This window comes from Salinisphaera sp. Q1T1-3 (genome assembly GCF_003602005.1).
Classification (GTDB): Bacteria; Pseudomonadota; Gammaproteobacteria; order Nevskiales; family Salinisphaeraceae; genus Salinisphaera.
This window is the reverse complement of sequence record NZ_QZWD01000001.1, coordinates 349,336-367,675: the sequence shown is the minus strand read 5'-3', so window position 1 is coordinate 367,675 and position 18,340 is coordinate 349,336. Positions and strand designations below refer to the sequence as shown.

The 18,340-nt window shown below is 62.3% G+C and carries 21 protein-coding genes; 7 read left to right on the top strand and 14 right to left on the bottom strand.

Annotated elements, in window-relative coordinates; genetic code table 11:
- Positions 1 to 2: 2 nt before the first annotated feature.
- The 14 genes from D3260_RS01670 to D3260_RS01610 form a co-directional block, all read right to left on the bottom strand.
- On the bottom strand, positions 3 to 251 hold the full coding sequence (locus D3260_RS01670; protein WP_120096812.1) for a hypothetical protein: 249 nt from the start codon (positions 249 to 251) through the stop codon (positions 3 to 5).
- A complete protein-coding gene (locus tag D3260_RS01665; RefSeq protein ID WP_120096811.1) occupies positions 244 to 519 on the bottom strand; it encodes a hypothetical protein in 276 nt (91 codons plus the stop codon). The genes D3260_RS01670 and D3260_RS01665 overlap by 8 nt, the downstream gene beginning before the upstream one ends.
- Before the next feature lie 244 nt (positions 520 to 763).
- Positions 764 to 1,777: a major capsid protein gene (locus tag D3260_RS01660; protein ID WP_120096810.1), complete on the bottom strand. Its 1,014-nt coding sequence runs from the start codon at positions 1,775 to 1,777 to the stop codon at positions 764 to 766.
- A gap of 12 nt (positions 1,778 to 1,789) precedes the next feature.
- Positions 1,790 to 2,239 (bottom strand): hypothetical protein, encoded by a 450-nt coding sequence (locus D3260_RS01655; RefSeq protein WP_120096809.1) that lies wholly within the window; start codon positions 2,237 to 2,239, stop codon positions 1,790 to 1,792.
- Positions 2,232 to 2,519 (bottom strand): hypothetical protein, encoded by a 288-nt coding sequence (locus D3260_RS01650; protein ID WP_120096808.1) that lies wholly within the window; start codon positions 2,517 to 2,519, stop codon positions 2,232 to 2,234. Before D3260_RS01650 ends, D3260_RS01655 begins: the two co-directional genes overlap by 8 nt.
- Positions 2,520 to 2,566: 47 nt before the next feature.
- Entirely contained in the window at positions 2,567 to 3,019 is a 453-nt protein-coding gene (locus D3260_RS01645) for a hypothetical protein (protein WP_120096807.1), read from the bottom strand.
- Positions 3,020 to 3,022: 3 nt separating this feature from the next.
- On the bottom strand, positions 3,023 to 3,334 hold the full coding sequence (locus D3260_RS01640; RefSeq protein WP_120096806.1) for a hypothetical protein: 312 nt from the start codon (positions 3,332 to 3,334) through the stop codon (positions 3,023 to 3,025).
- A gap of 272 nt (positions 3,335 to 3,606) precedes the next feature.
- A complete protein-coding gene (locus D3260_RS01635) occupies positions 3,607 to 4,074 on the bottom strand; it encodes a hypothetical protein (RefSeq protein ID WP_120096805.1) in 468 nt (155 codons plus the stop codon).
- 102 nt (positions 4,075 to 4,176) lie between these two features.
- Positions 4,177 to 4,377, bottom strand: a complete 201-nt coding sequence (locus tag D3260_RS01630) for a hypothetical protein (RefSeq protein WP_120096804.1) — start codon at positions 4,375 to 4,377, stop codon at positions 4,177 to 4,179.
- Positions 4,374 to 4,628 carry a hypothetical protein gene (locus D3260_RS01625; RefSeq protein ID WP_120096803.1) on the bottom strand — a complete coding sequence of 85 codons (255 nt, stop codon included), beginning with the start codon at positions 4,626 to 4,628 and terminating at the stop codon, positions 4,374 to 4,376. The genes D3260_RS01630 and D3260_RS01625 overlap by 4 nt, the downstream gene beginning before the upstream one ends.
- Positions 4,625 to 4,885 (bottom strand): hypothetical protein, encoded by a 261-nt coding sequence (locus D3260_RS01620; protein WP_120096802.1) that lies wholly within the window; start codon positions 4,883 to 4,885, stop codon positions 4,625 to 4,627. The genes D3260_RS01625 and D3260_RS01620 overlap by 4 nt, the downstream gene beginning before the upstream one ends.
- Positions 4,882 to 5,088 (bottom strand): hypothetical protein, encoded by a 207-nt coding sequence (locus D3260_RS01615; RefSeq protein ID WP_199671302.1) that lies wholly within the window; start codon positions 5,086 to 5,088, stop codon positions 4,882 to 4,884. The genes D3260_RS01620 and D3260_RS01615 overlap by 4 nt, the downstream gene beginning before the upstream one ends.
- Before the next feature lie 129 nt (positions 5,089 to 5,217).
- On the bottom strand, positions 5,218 to 6,066 hold the full coding sequence (locus tag D3260_RS17175; RefSeq protein ID WP_147418074.1) for a hypothetical protein: 849 nt from the start codon (positions 6,064 to 6,066) through the stop codon (positions 5,218 to 5,220).
- Complete coding sequence (locus D3260_RS01610; protein ID WP_120096932.1) at positions 6,063 to 7,382, bottom strand: tyrosine-type recombinase/integrase; 1,320 nt, start codon at positions 7,380 to 7,382, stop codon at positions 6,063 to 6,065. The genes D3260_RS17175 and D3260_RS01610 overlap by 4 nt, the downstream gene beginning before the upstream one ends.
- 1,161 nt (positions 7,383 to 8,543) lie before the next feature.
- Here D3260_RS01610 and D3260_RS01605 point away from each other — a divergent pair.
- The 7 genes from D3260_RS01605 (at position 8,544) to lpdA (ending at position 17,955) form a co-directional block, all read left to right on the top strand.
- Positions 8,544 to 9,035: a pyridoxamine 5'-phosphate oxidase family protein gene (locus D3260_RS01605; RefSeq protein WP_120096800.1), complete on the top strand. Its 492-nt coding sequence runs from the start codon at positions 8,544 to 8,546 to the stop codon at positions 9,033 to 9,035.
- A 284-nt stretch (positions 9,036 to 9,319) separates the two neighbouring features.
- Positions 9,320 to 9,868 (top strand): hypothetical protein, encoded by a 549-nt coding sequence (locus D3260_RS01600; protein ID WP_120096799.1) that lies wholly within the window; start codon positions 9,320 to 9,322, stop codon positions 9,866 to 9,868.
- Positions 9,869 to 10,146: 278 nt separating this feature from the next.
- On the top strand, positions 10,147 to 11,031 hold the full coding sequence (locus tag D3260_RS01595) for a MaoC/PaaZ C-terminal domain-containing protein (RefSeq protein WP_120096798.1): 885 nt from the start codon (positions 10,147 to 10,149) through the stop codon (positions 11,029 to 11,031).
- Between the two features lie 45 nt (positions 11,032 to 11,076).
- Positions 11,077 to 11,979: a UTP--glucose-1-phosphate uridylyltransferase GalU gene (gene galU, locus D3260_RS01590; protein ID WP_120096797.1), complete on the top strand. Its 903-nt coding sequence runs from the start codon at positions 11,077 to 11,079 to the stop codon at positions 11,977 to 11,979.
- Positions 11,980 to 12,140: 161 nt separating this feature from the next.
- Complete coding sequence (locus D3260_RS01585; protein ID WP_120096796.1) at positions 12,141 to 15,062, top strand: 2-oxoglutarate dehydrogenase E1 component; 2,922 nt, start codon at positions 12,141 to 12,143, stop codon at positions 15,060 to 15,062.
- An 82-nt stretch (positions 15,063 to 15,144) separates the two neighbouring features.
- Entirely contained in the window at positions 15,145 to 16,449 is a 1,305-nt protein-coding gene (gene odhB / locus D3260_RS01580; protein ID WP_120096795.1) for a 2-oxoglutarate dehydrogenase complex dihydrolipoyllysine-residue succinyltransferase, read from the top strand.
- A gap of 69 nt (positions 16,450 to 16,518) precedes the next feature.
- Positions 16,519 to 17,955, top strand: coding sequence for a dihydrolipoyl dehydrogenase (gene lpdA, locus D3260_RS01575; protein ID WP_120096794.1), 1,437 nt, complete (start codon positions 16,519 to 16,521; stop codon positions 17,953 to 17,955).
- Positions 17,956 to 18,340: the final 385 nt, after the last annotated feature.

Below are 18,340 nucleotides of genomic sequence, written 5' to 3'. Positions count from 1 at the left end.
GCTCAGCGCTCCGGGCTCAGGTGGTCGGGCCAGTTGTCGTCGATCTCGGGCGGTAGGTGCCGGCGTAGGGCCGAGACGAAGGCGTCGGCCTTGGCCTGGAGTTCTTGCGCCTCGGCTGCGGGAAAGCCAAGTCTGGCGAGCTGCGCCGGCAGGTTCTGGGCGTTGACCCCGGCCGTCAGGGCGGGGATGAACAGCTCGTGCGGTATGCGCGTCGGTTCGCGGCCGAACGGAATCACGCGGTCGTCACTCATCGGATTGCTCCTTGGGCTTGCGGGGCGCATGGCCGAACAATGGCGGTATCGCTTTGGCCAGCGCGTAGACGGGCGAGTTCGACACATAGCCGTCGGGCTCGATCCCTGCTTCGCGCAGCCGCCGGCGCACGGTGTCACGGCTCAGATTCAGAGCGTCGGCGATCGTCGAGATGTTCCAGCGATAGCCGTCATTACGCGGCGCATGCGTTGGATTTCTAGGCAGCTTCGACAGCCTGGGCAGTCGTCGTCGGATGGCTTTTCCTGTCATATCAAACCTTTAGATAGCTGCTGCCTAATGCACTGCTGCTGACGGCCTAGGGCACCGAAAATTAGTCGAAAATTGCGATTCCGCCGATTCGTAAACAGTCGCGATCAAGCCAGGGGCCCTCGCTGTAGATGCCCGCCGATGCGCCAAGGAGGGAAGCGCGCCAGCGGGGCTGAGCGTCCTGCGTTGATGCGGTGTGCCCTCCGCTGCAAGACGAACAAGGGAGCCGGCCGGGTGGCCAGCCTATTCAGGCCGCGTCGACGTGCACCACAATCGACGGCCGCAGCACCAACGGCAGCGGATTACTCTGCACATGGACCTTCGCCCAACGCTCGAACTCGGGGTCCAGCGCCATACGGGCGTAGGCCGGCAAGCCGAGGTCATCATCCGCCGCGATCTGATTGACTGCGCCGATGAAGTCGGCCGGCGCGTAGGACTCGGTGAACAGCGATGTACCTTGCGGGAATGCCAGACAGTCGCCCGGGTCGAGGAACGTTTTGCCGTTGGCCTTGGCGCGATACTCGATGAACTCGATGCCCGCGAACTGGAAGCCGGCGCGCGGATCGTTGCGTAGCGCCTCGCCGTCCTGCCAGCGCGCGTACGCGTCGCGCACGTCCGGATGATCGATCAGCTGGTCGAAGAAATCCGGCCCACAGATTGCCGAGATGCCGGTATGCGGTTCGACCCCGAGCTCATCTTCGATCGTGCGTGAGACGGCCAGGCAAGAGCGCCGGATCTTGGCCGACGTGTCGCTGAACTGGAATGTGGCCGTGGTCGGCGAGGTGGCGAATTCGTCGTTCAGGTCATGGATGATCGAGCCGTCCGCATCGCGGATCTCGCCCTTCAGCGCGCCGACACGCATATGCTCGATGGTCGCATCGATGGTGCGCTTCATGTTGCGCATGCGCTCGTTCACGACCTCTTCGACGGTCTGAAGCTCGCCCTCGCCACCAAAGCGCCGCACGTCTTGCACTTCATCGGCGTAGATCGTGCTCTCCTGCGAGATATGCGAGAGCTTGAACTTCAGCGCGTCGCGCTTATCCCCGAGCACCTGATCCGACGGCGCGCCTCGCGGCCGCGTCTGCACCAGGCTCAGATCGCCGTGACGGCGTTCGATCCAGGCCTCGGTTGTTCGAATCCCCTTGCTTTCGAAAAGCCGCATCTCGGCGAGCTTGGTTTCGAGCCGCGGTAGGTCGTTGATCGAGGCGGTAAGCGAGGCGAGGCTGAACGCGTCGCCGCGGAATACGTCTAGGCTGGGCATATCGGTCTCCAGTTAATCGAAGGCTAGAACAGCGCGCGGATCCGCATCGGCACGCCGGGTGATGTAGTGGCCGCGTTGCTCGGCCTCGGTTATCGCGGACTCTTCGGCTTGCTCGGCTTCGAGTAACGCCGTATCGATGCGCTCAAGTTCGGCCGACCGGTCCGCCGCGTCCATGCCATCCGCGGTCTCGGCCATAAGGGCGGCTTTGATCTGGTCGCGGAAATAGAAGGCGAAGAACGCATCGTCCTTATCCCCGAGCGCATCGAGGTCGGCGCGCAGCTTCAGCCGCTCGACCGTGACCCGCCGCCGGTACTGCTCGGCCTGGCTGGCCAGGTAGGCATCGATTCGTGCCTCGGCTTCGGTCGGGGTGGCTGGCCGGGCGACGACTTCGGCGCGTTCCGCCTTGAGCCGTTCGATGTTGGCGCGATAATCGGCCACCTGGTTTTCAGGACGCTTAGCCATCGGCGTGCTCCTTGCAGCGGGTGAACAGATCGCGCTTCGCCCGGTGATCGGCCCGCAATTCATCGTATTTCTCGACGAGGTGTTCGATGCGGGCCGACAGCGTCTCGTGGCGCGTCTTGTCCGGCGCGCTCAACGAGAAGTCCTTCTCTTCGAGGTTTTCCCGATGGCGATCGAGCGCGTCGAATTCTTCGCGGGCCTTGCGCAGGCTCTCGCCGCACTGGCGAAGCTGGGCGTGTGCCGCGTCCGCGATCGATTCAAGGCGTATCAGCTTGGCGTTCATGGGCGTCCTGGTTCTCTACTGGTGCCCATGATTCCGCCTTTTGTGAACTACGAATACGGCCTATTTGATCGGACAACGTCACGCAGCCGGGAGACACTCTCCGGGATGTGCTGACCCACCTGGAAAGCGCGGAATAGGTGCACCTGCAACGGGGTCAGACGGTCCGGAGGCTCGCTGTAGGCGCGCACCCGCGGCCATGTGCGCGAACCGAAAGCGCGGATCTGTCGCCGCAACTCTTGGAGACGGGCTCGCTCGCTCCGGCCTTCGATGTGCTGGTAGGCGGCGGCCAGCTCCATATCGCGCGTCTGCCATGCGTACTGATTGACCGGCAGATTGATGCCTTGGCCGCGTATGCCGAGCGCGATATCGAGCGAGGACACCTCACCGGCATAGAACCGCGCACAGCCATCGTGCAGCCAGACCACCACGTGATCGGGCAACGCCGACCCGGCCTCAAGGGCCCGGGTCAGGTCGCGGAAGTTTCCGACGGGCGACGTCATGGCTCAGTGGACCGGGCCGACATGATGGGCGAACTCGATCTCGGCCTGTTTCTGCTCGGCGACCGCGAGCCAGCGCTCCCAGTTGTCCAGGCATAGCCGTTCGAGGTATTCGCGATTGCCCGGCTTGGACACGTCGCGTATTTCAATCTCGCCATCCCACGAGCGCAGAAACAGACCGCGCCGCGTCGTGGAGCACCAGGCGAAGACCGCGCCCACCCCGGTCGGGTGTTTCGCGATGTGATCGAGCGCTGCTCGCTGGCATTCGGCGCAGATGAAATCGGTGCTCAATCCCTGAATGGGTGTTTTTTCCGCCATCGGTCGTTCCTCAATCGATCGCTATCCGCTATACTTGAACGGATGCTTGAATGTTTGGCTTGACCCCAGCGCCGGCTCGTCTCTCGTCAAGCTGGCCGGCCACTGGGGCGACGGTCTTTTGCTGGTTCGAACATCGGGCAACGCGTCTTCCAAGGCCCGATCTGGTTTCCTCGTTTGCCATCCGCCCAGCCGCTAAGCCTTTCCGGGCCTCGCTTTCAGGGGATGGCAGACGGGTACTGGTCTTGGTCTGGGTATCGGTCTTGGTCTATTGGCTAGCTCACCTCTTCCATTGATCCGGCATCGATCGACAGCAATTCGTCGATGACGCTGTACTGCAACGCCTCGGGTAACGTCTGCGGCTTCCGACTACTGGTGCCAGCGTCCTTGGTCACCGTGCGAACGCTCACGCTCAGCAGGCAGCCCTTGAGAGCCGAGAACGAGATGCGGTCAGGACGTGTGACGGCGCTCGAAAGCGTCACCATCTGGCGGAATACCGCATGGCTGTGGTGAACCTTGAAGCCGCCGTATCGCTTCGGCTTGCCGGTCAGGCGAGCCACGCGATAGGCGCGGTACAGACGCACGCCGTCATGCGCGCCGCCGCTGATTTGAAGGTGCAGATAGACCTTCGGCGTCGACCGAAAATAGGCGGTTTCGTGAAAGCGATAGATCGCTTGGTATCGGCCGGGCGGCACGAGCGCCGGTGCATCGGCTAATGCTCCGTCACTCATGGCGCCCGCCATTGCGGCGCTAGCCGCGGTTGGATACGCTGTTGCATGCTGATTGCTCTGGTCTGTGATTGGCGAATCTCTACGGCCCGCTGGCGGCTACCAGCGGGCTTTTCTTCATTCGTAGATCCGGTGTTCCGCGCAGTGCAGGTTTCGGCCCGGCTCGGCCGCGTGGAGCTGCTGGCGCGCTTGCTTAGCTTCTTCGGGCTGATCGAACGGGCCGGCCGCGAACGTCGTCAGTGAGCCGCCGCTCGCCAGCCGGTGGGTCTCGTGCACCCAGAACGCGACCTCGGGTTCGGGGAACTCGGCAGGGCTCATGCTTCACCCCCGGCCACCGCCTGATCGAACTCTTGCTCAGCGTCCCAGAGCTCTCTTGTGATAAAGGCCGCCGCGGACTGGATCTGCGATGCCAAATCCTCGTTCAGCTTCAGAACCTGATAGGTGTTCCTATTCTCATCGGCGAGATCGTTGATGGCGCCTGCCAACACGTTGAGCCGCTCGAACCGAACTCCCATCAAATCGCCGGCTTCGGCTAGCGGATTCTGCTTCTGTTCGTTGTGTTTGCTCATGATTTCCCCCGGTTCAGGTTTGGGTCGGCCTGCTGGTCTTCAATCTTTTCGACCAGAGGCGAGAGCACGTCGGCAGCGCATTGCAGAGCCGCTATGAGCGCTCCCTCATGGAAATCACTCCACCACGCAGGGCACTCGTCCTCGTTCGCAAGGTCATGCTTGAGTGCAGCGACGCCATGCAGGACATTGGCCGCGTTATGGAGGCGTTCGATCTCCAGATCGGTGAGCTCGATCTTGTATTTGCGGAGCGGGTTCATGCCGTGGCCTCCTGCTTCTGGCTCAGAAGACGGTCGACGGAATCGGCGGGCCAGAGGAGGCGGCCGTTGGGGAGTTTGCGGGGCTTGATGCCGTAGTAGCTGCCGGTTCGGCAGAGGCGGACTCGAATCGACTCAGGCTTGAGCCCGGTTGCTCGGCTCAGCGCTTCAGTCGAAAGGCCGCCATTGGCGGGGTGCTGGTTCATGTTCACTTGCCTCAATTGATTTAAACGGCAAGTGAAAGGTATCCAGATACATTAGAGGTCGATACAGGGGATAGAAAAAGACCAATACCCTGATTTTTTACAATGACTTAAGAATTACTTGTTATGGCCTTAGGGCCGGCATGAACCTCCGCTCCGCATACCGAGAGCTTCAAAGTCGAGATCTGCGCGAGCGGTTGGTTCACCGGCTCGCTCAAGAGCGCCCAGCCAGTTGCCGATAGCGAACCGCAACCGCCGCTGATACTCGGGTTCTTTGCGCCAATGCCTATCAATCGTAGTCGGATCAATATCAACTAGACGACCGAGTTTGTCTGCCGACCGTTGGCGTCCATATCGAGCCCAATGTTCTGCATCGCGCTCGATCGCCTCCAGAAACTGCCTCCGTTTACTTGGCTTGGCTGCCAAGCCAAGTTCGCCCCGCATTCCGGCGGATGGGGTCAATTCAGCGCAGCCGAGAACTCGGAACGTGAGACATAAAAGTTCAGGTGTCGCCCGCTCGCCATGGTTTGCGCAGTAGACATGAAGGGCGTAACACCAGTTCTTGCACTCGGCGCCTCCATCTTTGGGCCAGCTTTTGATACCTTTGCGCGGTTTCTGTCGGGTCTCTAATTCGCGCAGTAAATCGTCGCAGATCTTCGCTACGCCACGAGCATTGAATTCCGAAGCTATAGGCGTGCGCTCCGCATCATGGTCACCGCGCTCGCGTCTCGACAATCGTTCCTGAGTCGCGATATAGCTGCCCAACTGCGGGGCGACACCATCCGCAGAGTCGAATAGGTGTGGCACCGCGTTGTGGCTATATATTGGTGGGCGCTTTATCTCCCCCTGGCCATCGGGTCCGGCAGGGAAGTGGGGATCGAGCTTGCTTAGGTCCAAACGATCGGCCTCGGCCATCGCTGCTTCCCACGTATACCAGCCAGTCCAAACTAGGTTCTGGATCAGTTGATAACGTTCGATCATGATGCGCCCTTGACCAGCCGCAAGCCGGTATCGTCGTCCGCTGCTGGTTGCTCGATACCCCCTTGATCGAGAATCCATCCCTCGATTCGTGTATGCCACAGCCGGAGGAGGTCGAGTGGCCGCCTTCGGTAGTGCTTCTCAGCCAGCGCGCTCGGCTTGTGGCCTTGGATCTGGGCGACGACGCCCACCGGGCATTCCACCCATTCGCTGAGCGTGCCGAACGATCGGCGGAGGCCGTGAAGCGTGAGGTGCGGCAAGCCCGCCGCCGCGATCAGCCGTGTGTGCGCGTGGTTGCCGTCGGATAGATAGCCGGCGCCGGCCGTTGGGCTGGAGAAGACGTATTCGTTGCGTCGGGGCAGGGCGGCCAGCAGCTGCGCCAGATACGGCGTGAGCGGTATGGTGCGCTCGCCTTCGACCTTGTCGCGCAACGTGAGGCTTCGCCAGTCGAAGTCCGTATCGGCCCACCGAAGCGCCGACATCTCCCGCCGCCGGGCGCCGGTTAGTAGCAACGCCTGCAGATATGCACTCAGTACCGGGCTGCCGGCACCGCGCACCGCCTTGAACCACAGCGCCAGCTGCTCGCGCTGCAAAACATCGTCTTTCGCACGGGGCTTGGGGACGGCGCGACGCACGGATTTGCTCAGCACGCGTCGGGCGTCGGCCAGGCCACGATACTTCGGTTGTTCGTCACACCACGCCAGGCAGGCGCGCAGCAGGCGGTATGCGCGACTCGCCGCGGTCGGTCGGGTCTTCTTCTCCCGCTCAAGCCAGAAGAGCAGCCGCTCGGCCGTCAGATCGGCCAGGCGCTCATCGCGCAGGGCGTACAGCACCCCGGCCTTTGTAGTCATCCGCGAGTTCTTGCGAGGCTGGCCAGGCACCTGCATAGAGCGCTCATGATCGTGGAGGTGAGCTTCCGACCAGTCGGGCTTGCGTGCGGCGATGTATTCCGCCCAAACGTCGCTAAGAGTGATCGTAGCGCGCTCGCGTTCCTGGGCCGCTTGGTTGGCTTCGTCCTCGCGCTGCTTCTGCTCGTCACGAGGGTGGATGCCTGAATCGATCAGCACCCGCATCCGCCGGGCCTCGGCCCGAGCGTCGTCGATATCCCAGCTCTCCGGCTTGCCGATGGTCAGCCGCAGGGTCTTACCGTGCAGGCGGCCCTGGAACACGTACTGCTTGCTGCCGCCGCTCCGGGAGCGAATACCGAGACCGGGCGTCTTTGCATCCCAGAGAAAAGCCTCGGAGCGACCGGCAGGGCACCCGAAGCGCTCGACTCGAGCATGGGTGAAGTTCACCCGGTTATCATTGGCATCAGCCACGGCTTGCCTCCTTGTCAGGTTGCCGCTGGTCAGGCTTTCGGCGTGTTCCCGCACGCCGATTGCCGCTTGATCCCTTGGCCCTCCCGGGAACTACCTGGGAAGCGCATGGGAAGCATATTTGGCTAATATACGCTAACGCCTACTAACGCGCCATACCGTCGAAACGCTGTAATCACGGGAATTTTAAGATGCAGGCTAACGCCGACTAACCCCCTCTCTACGTGACTTAAAATCCCTTGGAAGATTCTTCCGTGTCGGTTCGAGTCCGACCCCGGGCACCACCATATTCCGATCCGCTGTCCTCGAGGCGTCTGACGGGCGCCGCCCGGGTATTGCCCATCTAGGCTTCGACCGCGGTGTGACGATCCGGTACGCGAGGCGCCGTCTGTTGGTCTGAAGGCGATCGATGCGTCGTACGAACGCTCTGTTCCCCACCGCCTCGCGTGTACTGAAAAGCGCGAGGCGCATCGGCAACCGGCAGCGCTTCAGGGCGCTACCCGTACCTTTCTGAAAGTGGTCCCACTCGTTGGGTCGAGCGCAAAACACGATGGCAATCCCGGGTGTCGGCACGCGGAGGCAGGGCCGCGTGCCATCCCCTGTGTGGTGGCCCCGCAGCCCGTTTCGGGAAGCGCTCGAGGCGGGCGCGTACAGAGCATCCCTAGGGCCTGTTGAGGTGTCGTGCGAGTCCGCGCCAAGCGCGCCCTGAAATTGACGATGGGCGGCAAGACGAGGCGTCGTGCGCGCCGTGCCGCCATGCTGCACCCGCGGGCTACAACGCTGGATTGCCGTCGTGTTCTTGATATTGGGGCGCTTGTCCCTTCGGGTTGGGTCGCCCATGAAAAATCGACGATGGGCGCCCGGCGGCGTTGCGAGTCTTGCCGGACACACTGCGGTCTCTCGACGAAAAGGCGCTCGCACGAAACCTCAAAAGGCCCTCGGCTCTGAGGCGATCGCAAAACGCCGTATCTGTTTTTGTGATTTCGAACATCGCAATAGAGCATTTTTAATGGTTACAGCCGCGTTCTAGACTCGCGATTGTTGCCGACGGCCACTGGCGTCAGGCGCGATCGATTCTCGGAGCGGCTCGGTCGTCCTTGATGTGGTGTGGCGAAGTCGGCTGATCCATTTCGCCCACTGGTGTCGAACCGACGGAGCCCATCGATGAACGAGCAGGAACTGGGCGCGCGCAGCGCTGCAATTATCAAAAACGGTTTCTACGCCAATATCGCAACATGTCGTAACGATCAGCCCTGGAACACGCCGGTGACGGCGATGGCCGACGAAAATCTCGATCTGTACTGGTCTTCCTGGACCGAGGCCGTACACAGTCACAACATCCAGTCCAATCCGCGTGTCTTCGTCACACTCTACGATTCGACCCGTGCGCGCGGCACGAACAATCTGCGTTGCCTGTATCTGCGATGCGAGGCGGCGGTCGTGACGTCACGCGATGAAGGCCGCCGGGCTCATGCGCTTGTCTACCCGGAGGAGGCGATCGATCTCGATGGTTTCTTCGATCAAGGGCTACGGCGTTTCTATCGGGCGCGCCCGACTCAGGCCTGGTTGAACTGTCTCTCCGAACGCCAGGTCGGTCCGAACACGATCGATATGCGAACCGAGTTGCCAGTCGCAGCGATTCGCGCCGCGATTTGACGGTGCTAATCAACGGCGAGCCTTTTTCGTCAATTAAACATAAGTATAATAAATGCGATGCTCTCGTATCGCCCTCTGCGCGCGGCCCCGTTGATGGTGCTGTCGCGTAGATGGCTTTTTCTTGATCGTGTTCGCCGATGCGCGTCGGTATTGCGGGTGATATCGCGCGCGTTCTGAGATCATGCCTTGTCGTGCGCGGCGGGCGGTGTCTTCGGCGGGCCGCCACTCGGAGCAGGCGATCGTTCACGGTCGTCTGAATCAAAGTGAAAAAACGCGCTATTTCCTTGATAATCACGCCCGTGATCCGGGCCGCCTCGTTATCGGTTATCGCCTTGTTCGGCACGATCCCGGCAGCGACGGCGCAGGTGGCCGATTACCCGGTGTCGTCGGCCCGGGCGACGACCTCGAATGCCGACGGCGTTCGTCTCGATAATGTCCTGGTGATCGTGGCAGCGCTGCGAAAGGCTCGTCGCGATGCGGCCGGCATCGATGACTGCCGCCGCGGTGCAGCCTATCAGCTTGATCAGCAGCGTCTCCCCGGCCGGGTCCGGACGATCACCTCTGCGGCCAGCGCCTCGCGTATCGCCACGCAGGCAAGCGGCTCGCTTGCCGAGAACGGTGTCGTCGTCATCGCGCCCGAACGGCAGACAGCAGCGGCCGACGTGGCCGTGCGGCTCACCGGTACGACGCCGTTCGTCTGGCAGAAGCGTCTTCGCTCGGATGCGGGGCGAAACGACCCGCGTCGGTGTGAGGATATCCTGCGCGCCACGCTGAAAGGGATACAGGCGCGCGGCGTGCGTCTCGGCATGGATCCGGTCATGCAAAGCGATTGAGCCTGACCGACGTGCGGATTGCAGGGCAGACTCGATTCGGCAGTGTCGGGCCCATGCCGCTTGCCTCGGCGCTGGCCGCCGCGCATCGAGCCGGCATCAGACTGTTTCATGACACGGTCGATGCCGTAAGCGCGGGTACCCGCGTCATGACAGGGTGAGGAGAGCATCAACGGTCATACAGGTGCCCGACCGGGACCTGAACGGCGTCGCGCAACGAAACATTGTCTTGACGCCGTGACGCGTTACACTCTGCCACTCGGATTAAAACTCAGAACAAGATGGCAGGAGAAACGGTACTCACGTTCGATCAGCTGCCCAAAGTTGCGCCTTATTACGTCAAGGCAGCGACGACGTTGTCCGGCGGTTTGTCCCGGGGCGGGACCATCCCACGGATCACTGCCCGTATCGACAATCTGAAGATTCGGTCCGAGCATCTGGCGCGTTATCGTAAAGTCTGTGGCTTTGTTCGCGCCGGACATCTGCCCATCACATATCCGCATGTTCTGGCTTTTCCGTTGCATATGGCGGTGCTCACGCACGCGGATTTTCCGCTCAAGCTCCTCGGTCTCGTCCATGTGCACAATGAGATCACGCAGGAACGCCGAATCGGCGTCGAGGAAGCGCTCGATCTCGTGGTCTTCGTCGAAGGGCATCGCGAGACATCGAAGGGCATCGAGTTCGATCTCGTCACCGAAGCCCGCGATCCGCAGGGCAGCTGCGTCTGGCATGCGAGCGCGACTATGCTCTCGCGACAGCAGACCTCGATCAAGAAAGACCCGAGCCATGAGCGCAAGGGCCCGCCGACGCTCGATTTCGAGCCCACCGACCAGGACAGCTGGTCGATTCCCGGCGATCAAGGGCGGCGTTATGCCGCCGCTGCCGGTGACTACAACCCGATTCATCTCAGCGCGCTGAGCGCCAGGCTGTTCGGCTTCAAGCGGGCGATCGCCCACGGCATGTGGACCAAGGCCCGCGCGGCCGCGGCGCTCTCCGATCGCATCGCCGATCAGAAGTGCACCCTGGCGGTGACGTTCAAGAAGCCGGTTTTCCTGCCGAGCGAAACCATGTTTCGCTATAAGGGGGACGACGATGGCGTGTCTTTTGCACTCACGAACGAGTCGGGCGAAATCCATCATCTGACCGGTACGCTCGCGTTCGTCTAGCAGCGCGCCGGTGCATCAATACAATCAAGATCCAGGACACTGGCCATGAGAATTCGTAAAGCTGTCTTCCCCGTCGCGGGGCTCGGGACGCGGTTTCTGCCGGCAACCAAGGCAAGTGCCAAGGAAATGCTGCCCGTCGTCGACAAGCCGCTGATCCAGTACGCCGTCAAGGAGGCGATCGCGGCCGGCGCCGAGGAAATGGTTTTCATCACCAGCCACGCCAAGAACTCGATCATGGATCACTTCGACCGTGACTACGAGCTCGAAGCCGCGCTTGAAGCCAAGGGCAAGCAGGAACTGCTCGACGCGGTGCACGATGTGCTGCCGCCGGGCATCAGCTGCGTTTATATCCGTCAGCCGGAACAGCTCGGTCTCGGACACGCCATCAACTGCGCGCTACCGGCCGTCGGCGATCAGGATTTCGCCGTGATCCTCGCCGATGACCTGATCGCGGGCGCTTTCCAGCCCTGTCTGGCCCAGATGCATCGCGTCTATCAGGAATACGGCTCCAGCGTGCTCGCCGTTCAGCGAGTGCCGTGGGAAGAGACCCACAAGTACGGCATTGTCGAGGCCGAACAGATCGGGCCCGGGCTGTCGGAGATCCGCGGTATTGTGGAGAAGCCGAAGACCGAGGAAGCCCCGTCGAACCTGGCGGTCGTCGGGCGTTATATTCTGACGCCGCGCATCTTCCGCCTGATCGATCGGACGCAGCCGGGCGCCGGCGGCGAGATCCAGATCACCGACGCCATCGAGGCGCTCATGGGCGAACAGACCGTTCTGGCCTACGAATTCGAGGGCACGCGTTACGACTGCGGCAGCAAGTTCGGTTATCTGAAGGCCAACGTGGAGATGGGGCTTCAGCATGACGAAATCGGCGACGAATTCCGCAGTTATCTGCGCGGCCTGACCTCCGAATGGCTCGATGAGCCGTCCGAAAAGGTTGGCTGACCGCTCGTGGCCCGCCCGACATCCGTGTCGGGCGGGCCGCATTCGATGCTTTCTTTTTGATATCATATGGCCCGGTCGCAAGGCCCGTCACGAAAGGGCTTCGCGCTGACGAACGACCACGAGATGAGTCCGGCATCTCGCCCTGGTAACAGCCAGAACCTATGAAAAGCGAACTGAACGACGAGTTCATCAGCACCTCGCCACTGTTCGGTGGCAACTCTGCCTACGTCGAGTCCTACTACGAGCAGTATCTGCGCGATCCGGATTCGGTCGAGCCCAGTTGGCGAGAGTATTTCAAGACGCTCAACGGCGACGGCAGCGAGGACGTCGCGCACGGACCGATCCGTGATTCGTTCGTTGATCATCAGCCGTCTGCCAGTCAGGGCGCCGGTGCCCGAGCCGGTCTGTCTTCCCGCGCCGCGCAGAAACAGGCCGGTGTTCTGCAGCTGATCAGTCATTACCGCTCGCGCGGCCATCGCGCTGCCGATCTGGATCCGCTCGGTCTCTACAATCCGCCGCCGGTGCCTGATCTCGATCCGGCCTTCCATGGCCTGGGCGAGACGGACATGGATCAGGTCTTCAACACGGGTTCGCTCTACGCCCACGACGACGAGATGACGCTGCGCGACATCATCGACGTCTGCAAGCGGGTGTATACGGGCACCATCGGCACCGAGTACATGTACATCACCAACCCCGAGCAGAAGCGCTGGATCCAGCGTCGGCTCGAGGCCGGTGTCGAGCATCACGGCTTGCTGGACAAGGAGAAGATCGAGATTCTCCGCCAGCTCACGGCGGCCGAGGGTATCGAGCGCTACCTGCACACCAAGTACGTCGGCCAGAAGCGATTCTCGCTCGAAGGCGCCGACAGCATCATCCCGGCACTCGATGAGCTGGTGCGCTCCGCGGCCCGACATCACGTCGATGAAGTCGTGATCGGGATGGCGCATCGCGGCCGGCTGAACGTGCTCGTCAACATTCTCGGCAAGGCGCCCGGCGAACTCTTCGCGGAATTCGAGGGCAAGTACGACGTCGACGAACTCGATATGTCGGGCGATGTGAAGTACCACCTCGGTTTCTCCACCGACATCGAGATCGACGACGAGCGCGTGCATCTCGTGCTCGCCTTCAATCCGTCGCATCTGGAGGCGGTCGATCCCGTGGTCGAGGGGTCGGTCAAGGCCCGTCAGACGCGTCGGCATGACGCTGCCGGTGAAACGGTGCTGCCGGTGCTCATTCACGGCGATGCCTCGTTCGCCGGTCAGGGCATCGTCATGGAGACCATGCAGCTGTCCCAGGCCGAGGGCTATGCCACCGGGGGCACCGTCCATCTGATCGTGAACAACCAGCTCGGTTTCACGATGCAGAACCCGATCACCGGTGAGAAGGGCGATATCTCGCGGACATCGCAGTACTGTACCGATATCGCCAAAATGCTCGAAGCACCGGTCTTTCACGTCAACGGCGACGACCCCGAGGCCGTTGTCTTCGTCATGCGGCTGGCGATGGATTTTCGCGAGACGTTCGGCAAGGACGTGATCGTCGACATGATCTGCTACCGCCGTCAGGGTCACAACGAGGCCGACGAGCCGGCGGTGACACAGCCGCTGATGTATCAGAAGGTCAAGAAGATGGAGACCACGCGGGCGCTTTATGCCAAGCACCTGCAGTCCATCGGCCTGATCGACGGCGACTATGCGCAGAACCTGTCGGATGCCTACCGTGACGGCCTCGACGAGGGCAAGAACATCACGCGGACCACGCTCGGCATGGTCGGTAACGAACATACGGTCGACTGGGCGAAGTACAGCCGCGACAAGTGGTCCCGCATCGTCGACACGGCGGTGCCGATCGAGACGCTGCAACGGCTGTCCAACACGCTCTACGACGACATGCCGGACGGCTTCGAGTTGCACAAGCGTGTGCAGCGCATCGTCGACGATCGACGCAAGATGGTGGCGGGGGCGACCCGCATTGATTGGGGCTTCGCCGAGCACATGGCCTATGCGAGCCTGCTCGACGACGGCTTCAACGTACGGATTTCCGGTCAGGATTCCGGGCGTGGAACGTTCTTCCATCGGCACGCGGTGATCTACAACCAGCAGGACGGTTCGGAATACATCCCGCTGTCGCGCTGCACACGGGAAGGCACACGGTTCGAGGTCAACGATACGTTGCTCTCCGAAGCGGGCGTGCTCGGCTTCGAATACGGCTACGCCTCGGCGGATCCGGAAACGCTGACCATCTGGGAAGCGCAGTTCGGCGACTTCGTCAACGGCGCCCAGGTGATCATCGATCAGTTCATCTCTTCGGGCCGGGCCAAGTGGGGCCGTATGTGTGGCCTGACGATGTTTTTGCCGCACGGCTACGAAGGTCAGGGCCCGGAGCATTCGTCGGCCCGCCTCGAGCGGTTCCTGCAGCTCTGTGCCGAGCGCCACATGCTCGTGTGCGTACCGTCGACCCCGTCGCAGTGGTTCCATCTGCTTCGACAGCAGATGGTTCGCAACCTGCGGATGCCGCTCGTCGTGCTCACGCCCAAGAGTCTGTTGCGCCATCGGCTGTCGACCTCGACGCTGGAGGATCTGTCCGAGGGGCATTTCCATTTCGTTATCGACGAACCGGCCGATATCGACGCCGAGAAGATCAAGCGCGTGGTGTTCTGTAGCGGCAAGGTCTATTACGACCTCCATCAAGGGCGCGAGGAGCGTGAGCTCGACGATGTCGCGCTGGTCCGTATCGAACAGCTCTATCCGTTCCCGGCCGAGGATTATGCCGCCGCGCTGGCGCGCTATCCCAACGCCGAACAGGTGGTCTGGTGTCAGGAAGAGCCGGAAAACCAGGGCGCTTGGTATCAGATCAAGCATCGACTGCAGGTGCCGTTGTCCGATCAGCACGAGATGCTCTATGCCACGCGCCCCGGCGCGGCGACGACGGCGGTCGGCTACCACAAGCTGCACGTCAAGCAGCAGGAAGCGGTGGTCGAGGCCGGATTGGTCGGCGGTGAGCCGTTGATCGAGAAGGGCAGCGTCCGCGCCGACCCGCGCGGCAAGAAGTCCGGTATCCGGCACAAGAAGAACGGCTGAGGCCACGGGCCTGTGATATCTCGGGTCGCCACAGCGGCGACCCGCAAACCAGAACGCAACGCAGAGATTTAGGAACAACAGCATGGCGACAGAAGTCAAGGTGCCGGAGCTGCCGGAATCGGTGAGCGAAGCCACGGTCGGCGAATGGCAGAAAAAGCAGGGTGACGCGGTCGAGCGCGATGAGAATCTGCTGGATCTGGAAACTGACAAGGTGGTGCTGGAAGTCCCGGCCGTGACCGCCGGCAAGCTGGCCGAAATCAAGGTCAGCGCCGGTGACACGGTCCAGGCTGGCGATGTGCTCGCCGTCATCGAAGAAGGTGCCGCCGGTGATGCCGACAGCACCGATGACGATGAGGCCGATACGGACGACGGCAAGGCCGCCGAGCCTGAGGCCGCGTCAGACGAGTCGAAGTCCGATGATGAGGACGAGGGCGAACCGGCCGATGACGATGCCGTGGCCAGCCCGGCTGCCAGCAAGCTGATGGCCGAGAACGACGTTGCTGCCCGCGACGTCAAGGCCACCGGCAAGGACGGCCGCATCACGAAAGCCGACGTCCAGAAGGCGATCGACGACAAGCCGGCGGCCTCGGACACGCCGCGCCCGCAGTCCAAGGGCTCCGGCAATGACGCGGCCGAGGCGGACATCGGCAAGGCCGATCGTCAGGCGCTCGGCGACGTCGAGGCTGAGCGTGTCGAGCAGCGGGTACCCATGACGCGGATCCGCAAGCGCATCGCCGAGCGACTTCTCGATGCGAGCCAGAATACGGCCATGCTGACGACGTTCAACGACGTCGACATGAAGGCGGTGATGGATCTGCGAAACCGCTACAAGGAGACCTTCGAGAAGGAGCACGAGGTGCGTCTCGGCTTCATGTCCTTCTTCGTCAAGGCCGCGGTCGAGGCGTTGAAGCGTTTCCCGATCGTCAACGCCTCGATCGACGAGGGCGACATCGTCTATCACGGATTCTACGATATCGGTGTGGCCGTCTCCTCGCCGCGCGGCCTGCTGGTCCCCGTGCTTCGGGATGCCGACCAGCTGTCCTACGCGCAGGTGGAATCGACGATTCGCGATTTCGGCAAACGCTCGCAGCAGGGCAAGATCACGATGGACGAGCTGTCCGGCGGCACGTTCACGATCACCAACGGCGGCGTCTTCGGATCGCTGCTGTCGACGCCGATCATCAACCCGCCGCAGTCGGCGATTCTCGGCATGCATGCCACCAACGACACGCCGGTCGTGCGCAACGGCGAGATCGTCATCCGGCCGATCATGCAGCTCGCGCTGTCCTATGATCACCGGCTGATCGACGGCCGTGACGCCGTGCTGTTCCTGCGTACCATCAAGGAGCTGCTCGAGGATCCGTCGCGCCTGCTGCTGCAGGTCTGATTCGTTTTTCGAGCTTCAGCGCGCCGGCTCGGCGTCGGCGCGATTCTCTCCCGCTAACCAAGGAACGTCATGAGTACCTCTTACGATGTCGTCGTGATCGGCGCCGGGCCCGCCGGCTACGTCGCTGCCATTCGTGCCGCGCAGCTCGGCATGAACACGGTCTGCGTCGACAATTGGCTCACGCTCGACGACAAGCCGGCACTGGGCGGTACCTGTCTGAATGCCGGCTGTATTCCGTCGAAAGCCATGCTCGAGTCGAGCGAGCTGTTCCATCGCGCAGAGCACGAATTCGAAAGCCACGGTCTGTCGGTCGGCAAGCTCGAACTCGACCTGGCCCGGATGCAGAAGCGCAAGGCCGGCGTGGTCTCCGAATTGACCGGCGGCATCGCAGGGTTGTTCAAGGCCAATGGTGTGGCCTCGAAGACCGGTACAGGCCAGATCGTCGATTCCGGCAAGGTCAAGGTGATCGGCCACGATGGTGACGAGGAAACGCTTGAAGCCAAGCACATCATCATCGCCTCCGGCTCGGTGCCGGTCGAGCTCGATATCGCGGCTTTCGACGGTGACCGGATCCTCGACTCCCGCGGCGCACTCGAAATGGACGAGGTGCCGAAGAAGCTCGGCGTGATCGGGGCCGGTTACATCGGCGTGGAACTGGGCAGTGTCTGGTCGCGTCTGGGCAGCGAGGTCACGATTCTCGAAGCCGTAGACGAATTCATGCCGGTTGCGGATCGCGGTATTGCCACCGAAGCGCTCAAGACCTTCAAGAAACAGGGCCTGGATATCCAGCTTGGTGCCCGGGTCACCGGCACCAAGGTGAACAAGAAATCCGTGCGCGTGGAGTATACGCAGGGCGATGAGAACAAGTCGGAGACCTTCGACCGCCTCATCGTGGCGGTCGGTCGTCGGCCGAACACCGCGAATCTGTGCGCCAAGGACACCCAGCTCGAGCTGGACGACAAGGGCTTCATCGACGTCAACGAGTCCTATCGCACCAGTCTGCCGGGCGTTTATGCCGTGGGCGATGTGATCGGCAATCCGATGCTCGCGCACAAGGGCATGGAAGAAGGCACGGTCGTGGCGGAAATGCTGGCCGGCCAGAAGCCGCATATGAACTACGATGTCATTCCGTCGGTGGTCTATACCACGCCGGAGCTGGCCTGGGTCGGCCGTAGCGAAGCCCAGGTCAAGGCCGCCGGTCTGGATTATCGCGTCGGGCAGATCCCGTTCGCGGCGAACGGACGCGCCAAGGCCATGGGTGAGCAGGGTGGTTTCGTGAAGATGATCGCGGACGCCAATACCGATGAAATCCTCGGCGTGCACATGATTGGTCCCTATGTATCCGAGCTGATCCAGGAAATCGTGGTCGCCATGGAATACAAGGCGTCCAGCGAGGATATCGCCCGGACCATCCATGGCCACCCGTCGCTCGGCGAAACGGTCCACGAGGCCGCGCTTGCGGTCGATGGTCGGCCGATTCATTTCCCGCCGCGGAAGAAGAAATAGGGTCGAGGCCAGACATCGCCGCCGGTCGGCGATATCGGCCGGTACCCTCAAGCCCCCGTGTCGCAGACGCGGGGGTTTTTTTGTGCCCGGATGTCGAAAGCCGCCGGCCGCGTCCGGGTGAATCGGCCGCCCCAGGGCCTGTTGATGTGTCGTTCGAGCGTCTTTTCGTCGAGAGACCGCCGTGTGTCCGGCAAGGCGCGAGTCGCCGATCGTGGCGTGCCACCATACAGACGGGCAACGCCGCAGGGCGCCCATCGTCGATTTTTCATGGGCGGCCCAACCGAAAGGGACAAGCGCTGTTTTGCCGCAGAACAACGCTTGGCGCGGACTTGCACGAAACCGCAACAGGCCCTACGGCGATTCATGGCCGACCGCGACGCCAGCC

Coding starts and splice junctions, on each gene's coding strand:
- D3260_RS01670 (WP_120096812.1), bottom strand. CDS start 251: ATGAGTGACGACCGCGTGATTCCGTTCGGCCGCGAACCGACGCGCATA.
- D3260_RS01665 (WP_120096811.1), bottom strand. CDS start 519: ATGACAGGAAAAGCCATCCGACGACGACTGCCCAGGCTGTCGAAGCTG.
- D3260_RS01660 (WP_120096810.1), bottom strand. CDS start 1,777: ATGCCCAGCCTAGACGTATTCCGCGGCGACGCGTTCAGCCTCGCCTCG.
- D3260_RS01655 (WP_120096809.1), bottom strand. CDS start 2,239: ATGGCTAAGCGTCCTGAAAACCAGGTGGCCGATTATCGCGCCAACATC.
- D3260_RS01650 (WP_120096808.1), bottom strand. CDS start 2,519: ATGAACGCCAAGCTGATACGCCTTGAATCGATCGCGGACGCGGCACAC.
- D3260_RS01645 (WP_120096807.1), bottom strand. CDS start 3,019: ATGACGTCGCCCGTCGGAAACTTCCGCGACCTGACCCGGGCCCTTGAG.
- D3260_RS01640 (WP_120096806.1), bottom strand. CDS start 3,334: ATGGCGGAAAAAACACCCATTCAGGGATTGAGCACCGATTTCATCTGC.
- D3260_RS01635 (WP_120096805.1), bottom strand. CDS start 4,074: ATGGCGGGCGCCATGAGTGACGGAGCATTAGCCGATGCACCGGCGCTC.
- D3260_RS01630 (WP_120096804.1), bottom strand. CDS start 4,377: ATGAGCCCTGCCGAGTTCCCCGAACCCGAGGTCGCGTTCTGGGTGCAC.
- D3260_RS01625 (WP_120096803.1), bottom strand. CDS start 4,628: ATGAGCAAACACAACGAACAGAAGCAGAATCCGCTAGCCGAAGCCGGC.
- D3260_RS01620 (WP_120096802.1), bottom strand. CDS start 4,885: ATGAACCCGCTCCGCAAATACAAGATCGAGCTCACCGATCTGGAGATC.
- D3260_RS01615 (WP_199671302.1), bottom strand. CDS start 5,088: ATGAACCAGCACCCCGCCAATGGCGGCCTTTCGACTGAAGCGCTGAGC.
- D3260_RS17175 (WP_147418074.1), bottom strand. CDS start 6,066: ATGATCGAACGTTATCAACTGATCCAGAACCTAGTTTGGACTGGCTGG.
- D3260_RS01605 (WP_120096800.1), top strand. CDS start 8,544: ATGAACGAGCAGGAACTGGGCGCGCGCAGCGCTGCAATTATCAAAAAC.
- D3260_RS01595 (WP_120096798.1), top strand. CDS start 10,147: ATGGCAGGAGAAACGGTACTCACGTTCGATCAGCTGCCCAAAGTTGCG.
- galU (WP_120096797.1), top strand. CDS start 11,077: ATGAGAATTCGTAAAGCTGTCTTCCCCGTCGCGGGGCTCGGGACGCGG.
- D3260_RS01585 (WP_120096796.1), top strand. CDS start 12,141: ATGAAAAGCGAACTGAACGACGAGTTCATCAGCACCTCGCCACTGTTC.
- odhB (WP_120096795.1), top strand. CDS start 15,145: ATGGCGACAGAAGTCAAGGTGCCGGAGCTGCCGGAATCGGTGAGCGAA.
- lpdA (WP_120096794.1), top strand. CDS start 16,519: ATGAGTACCTCTTACGATGTCGTCGTGATCGGCGCCGGGCCCGCCGGC.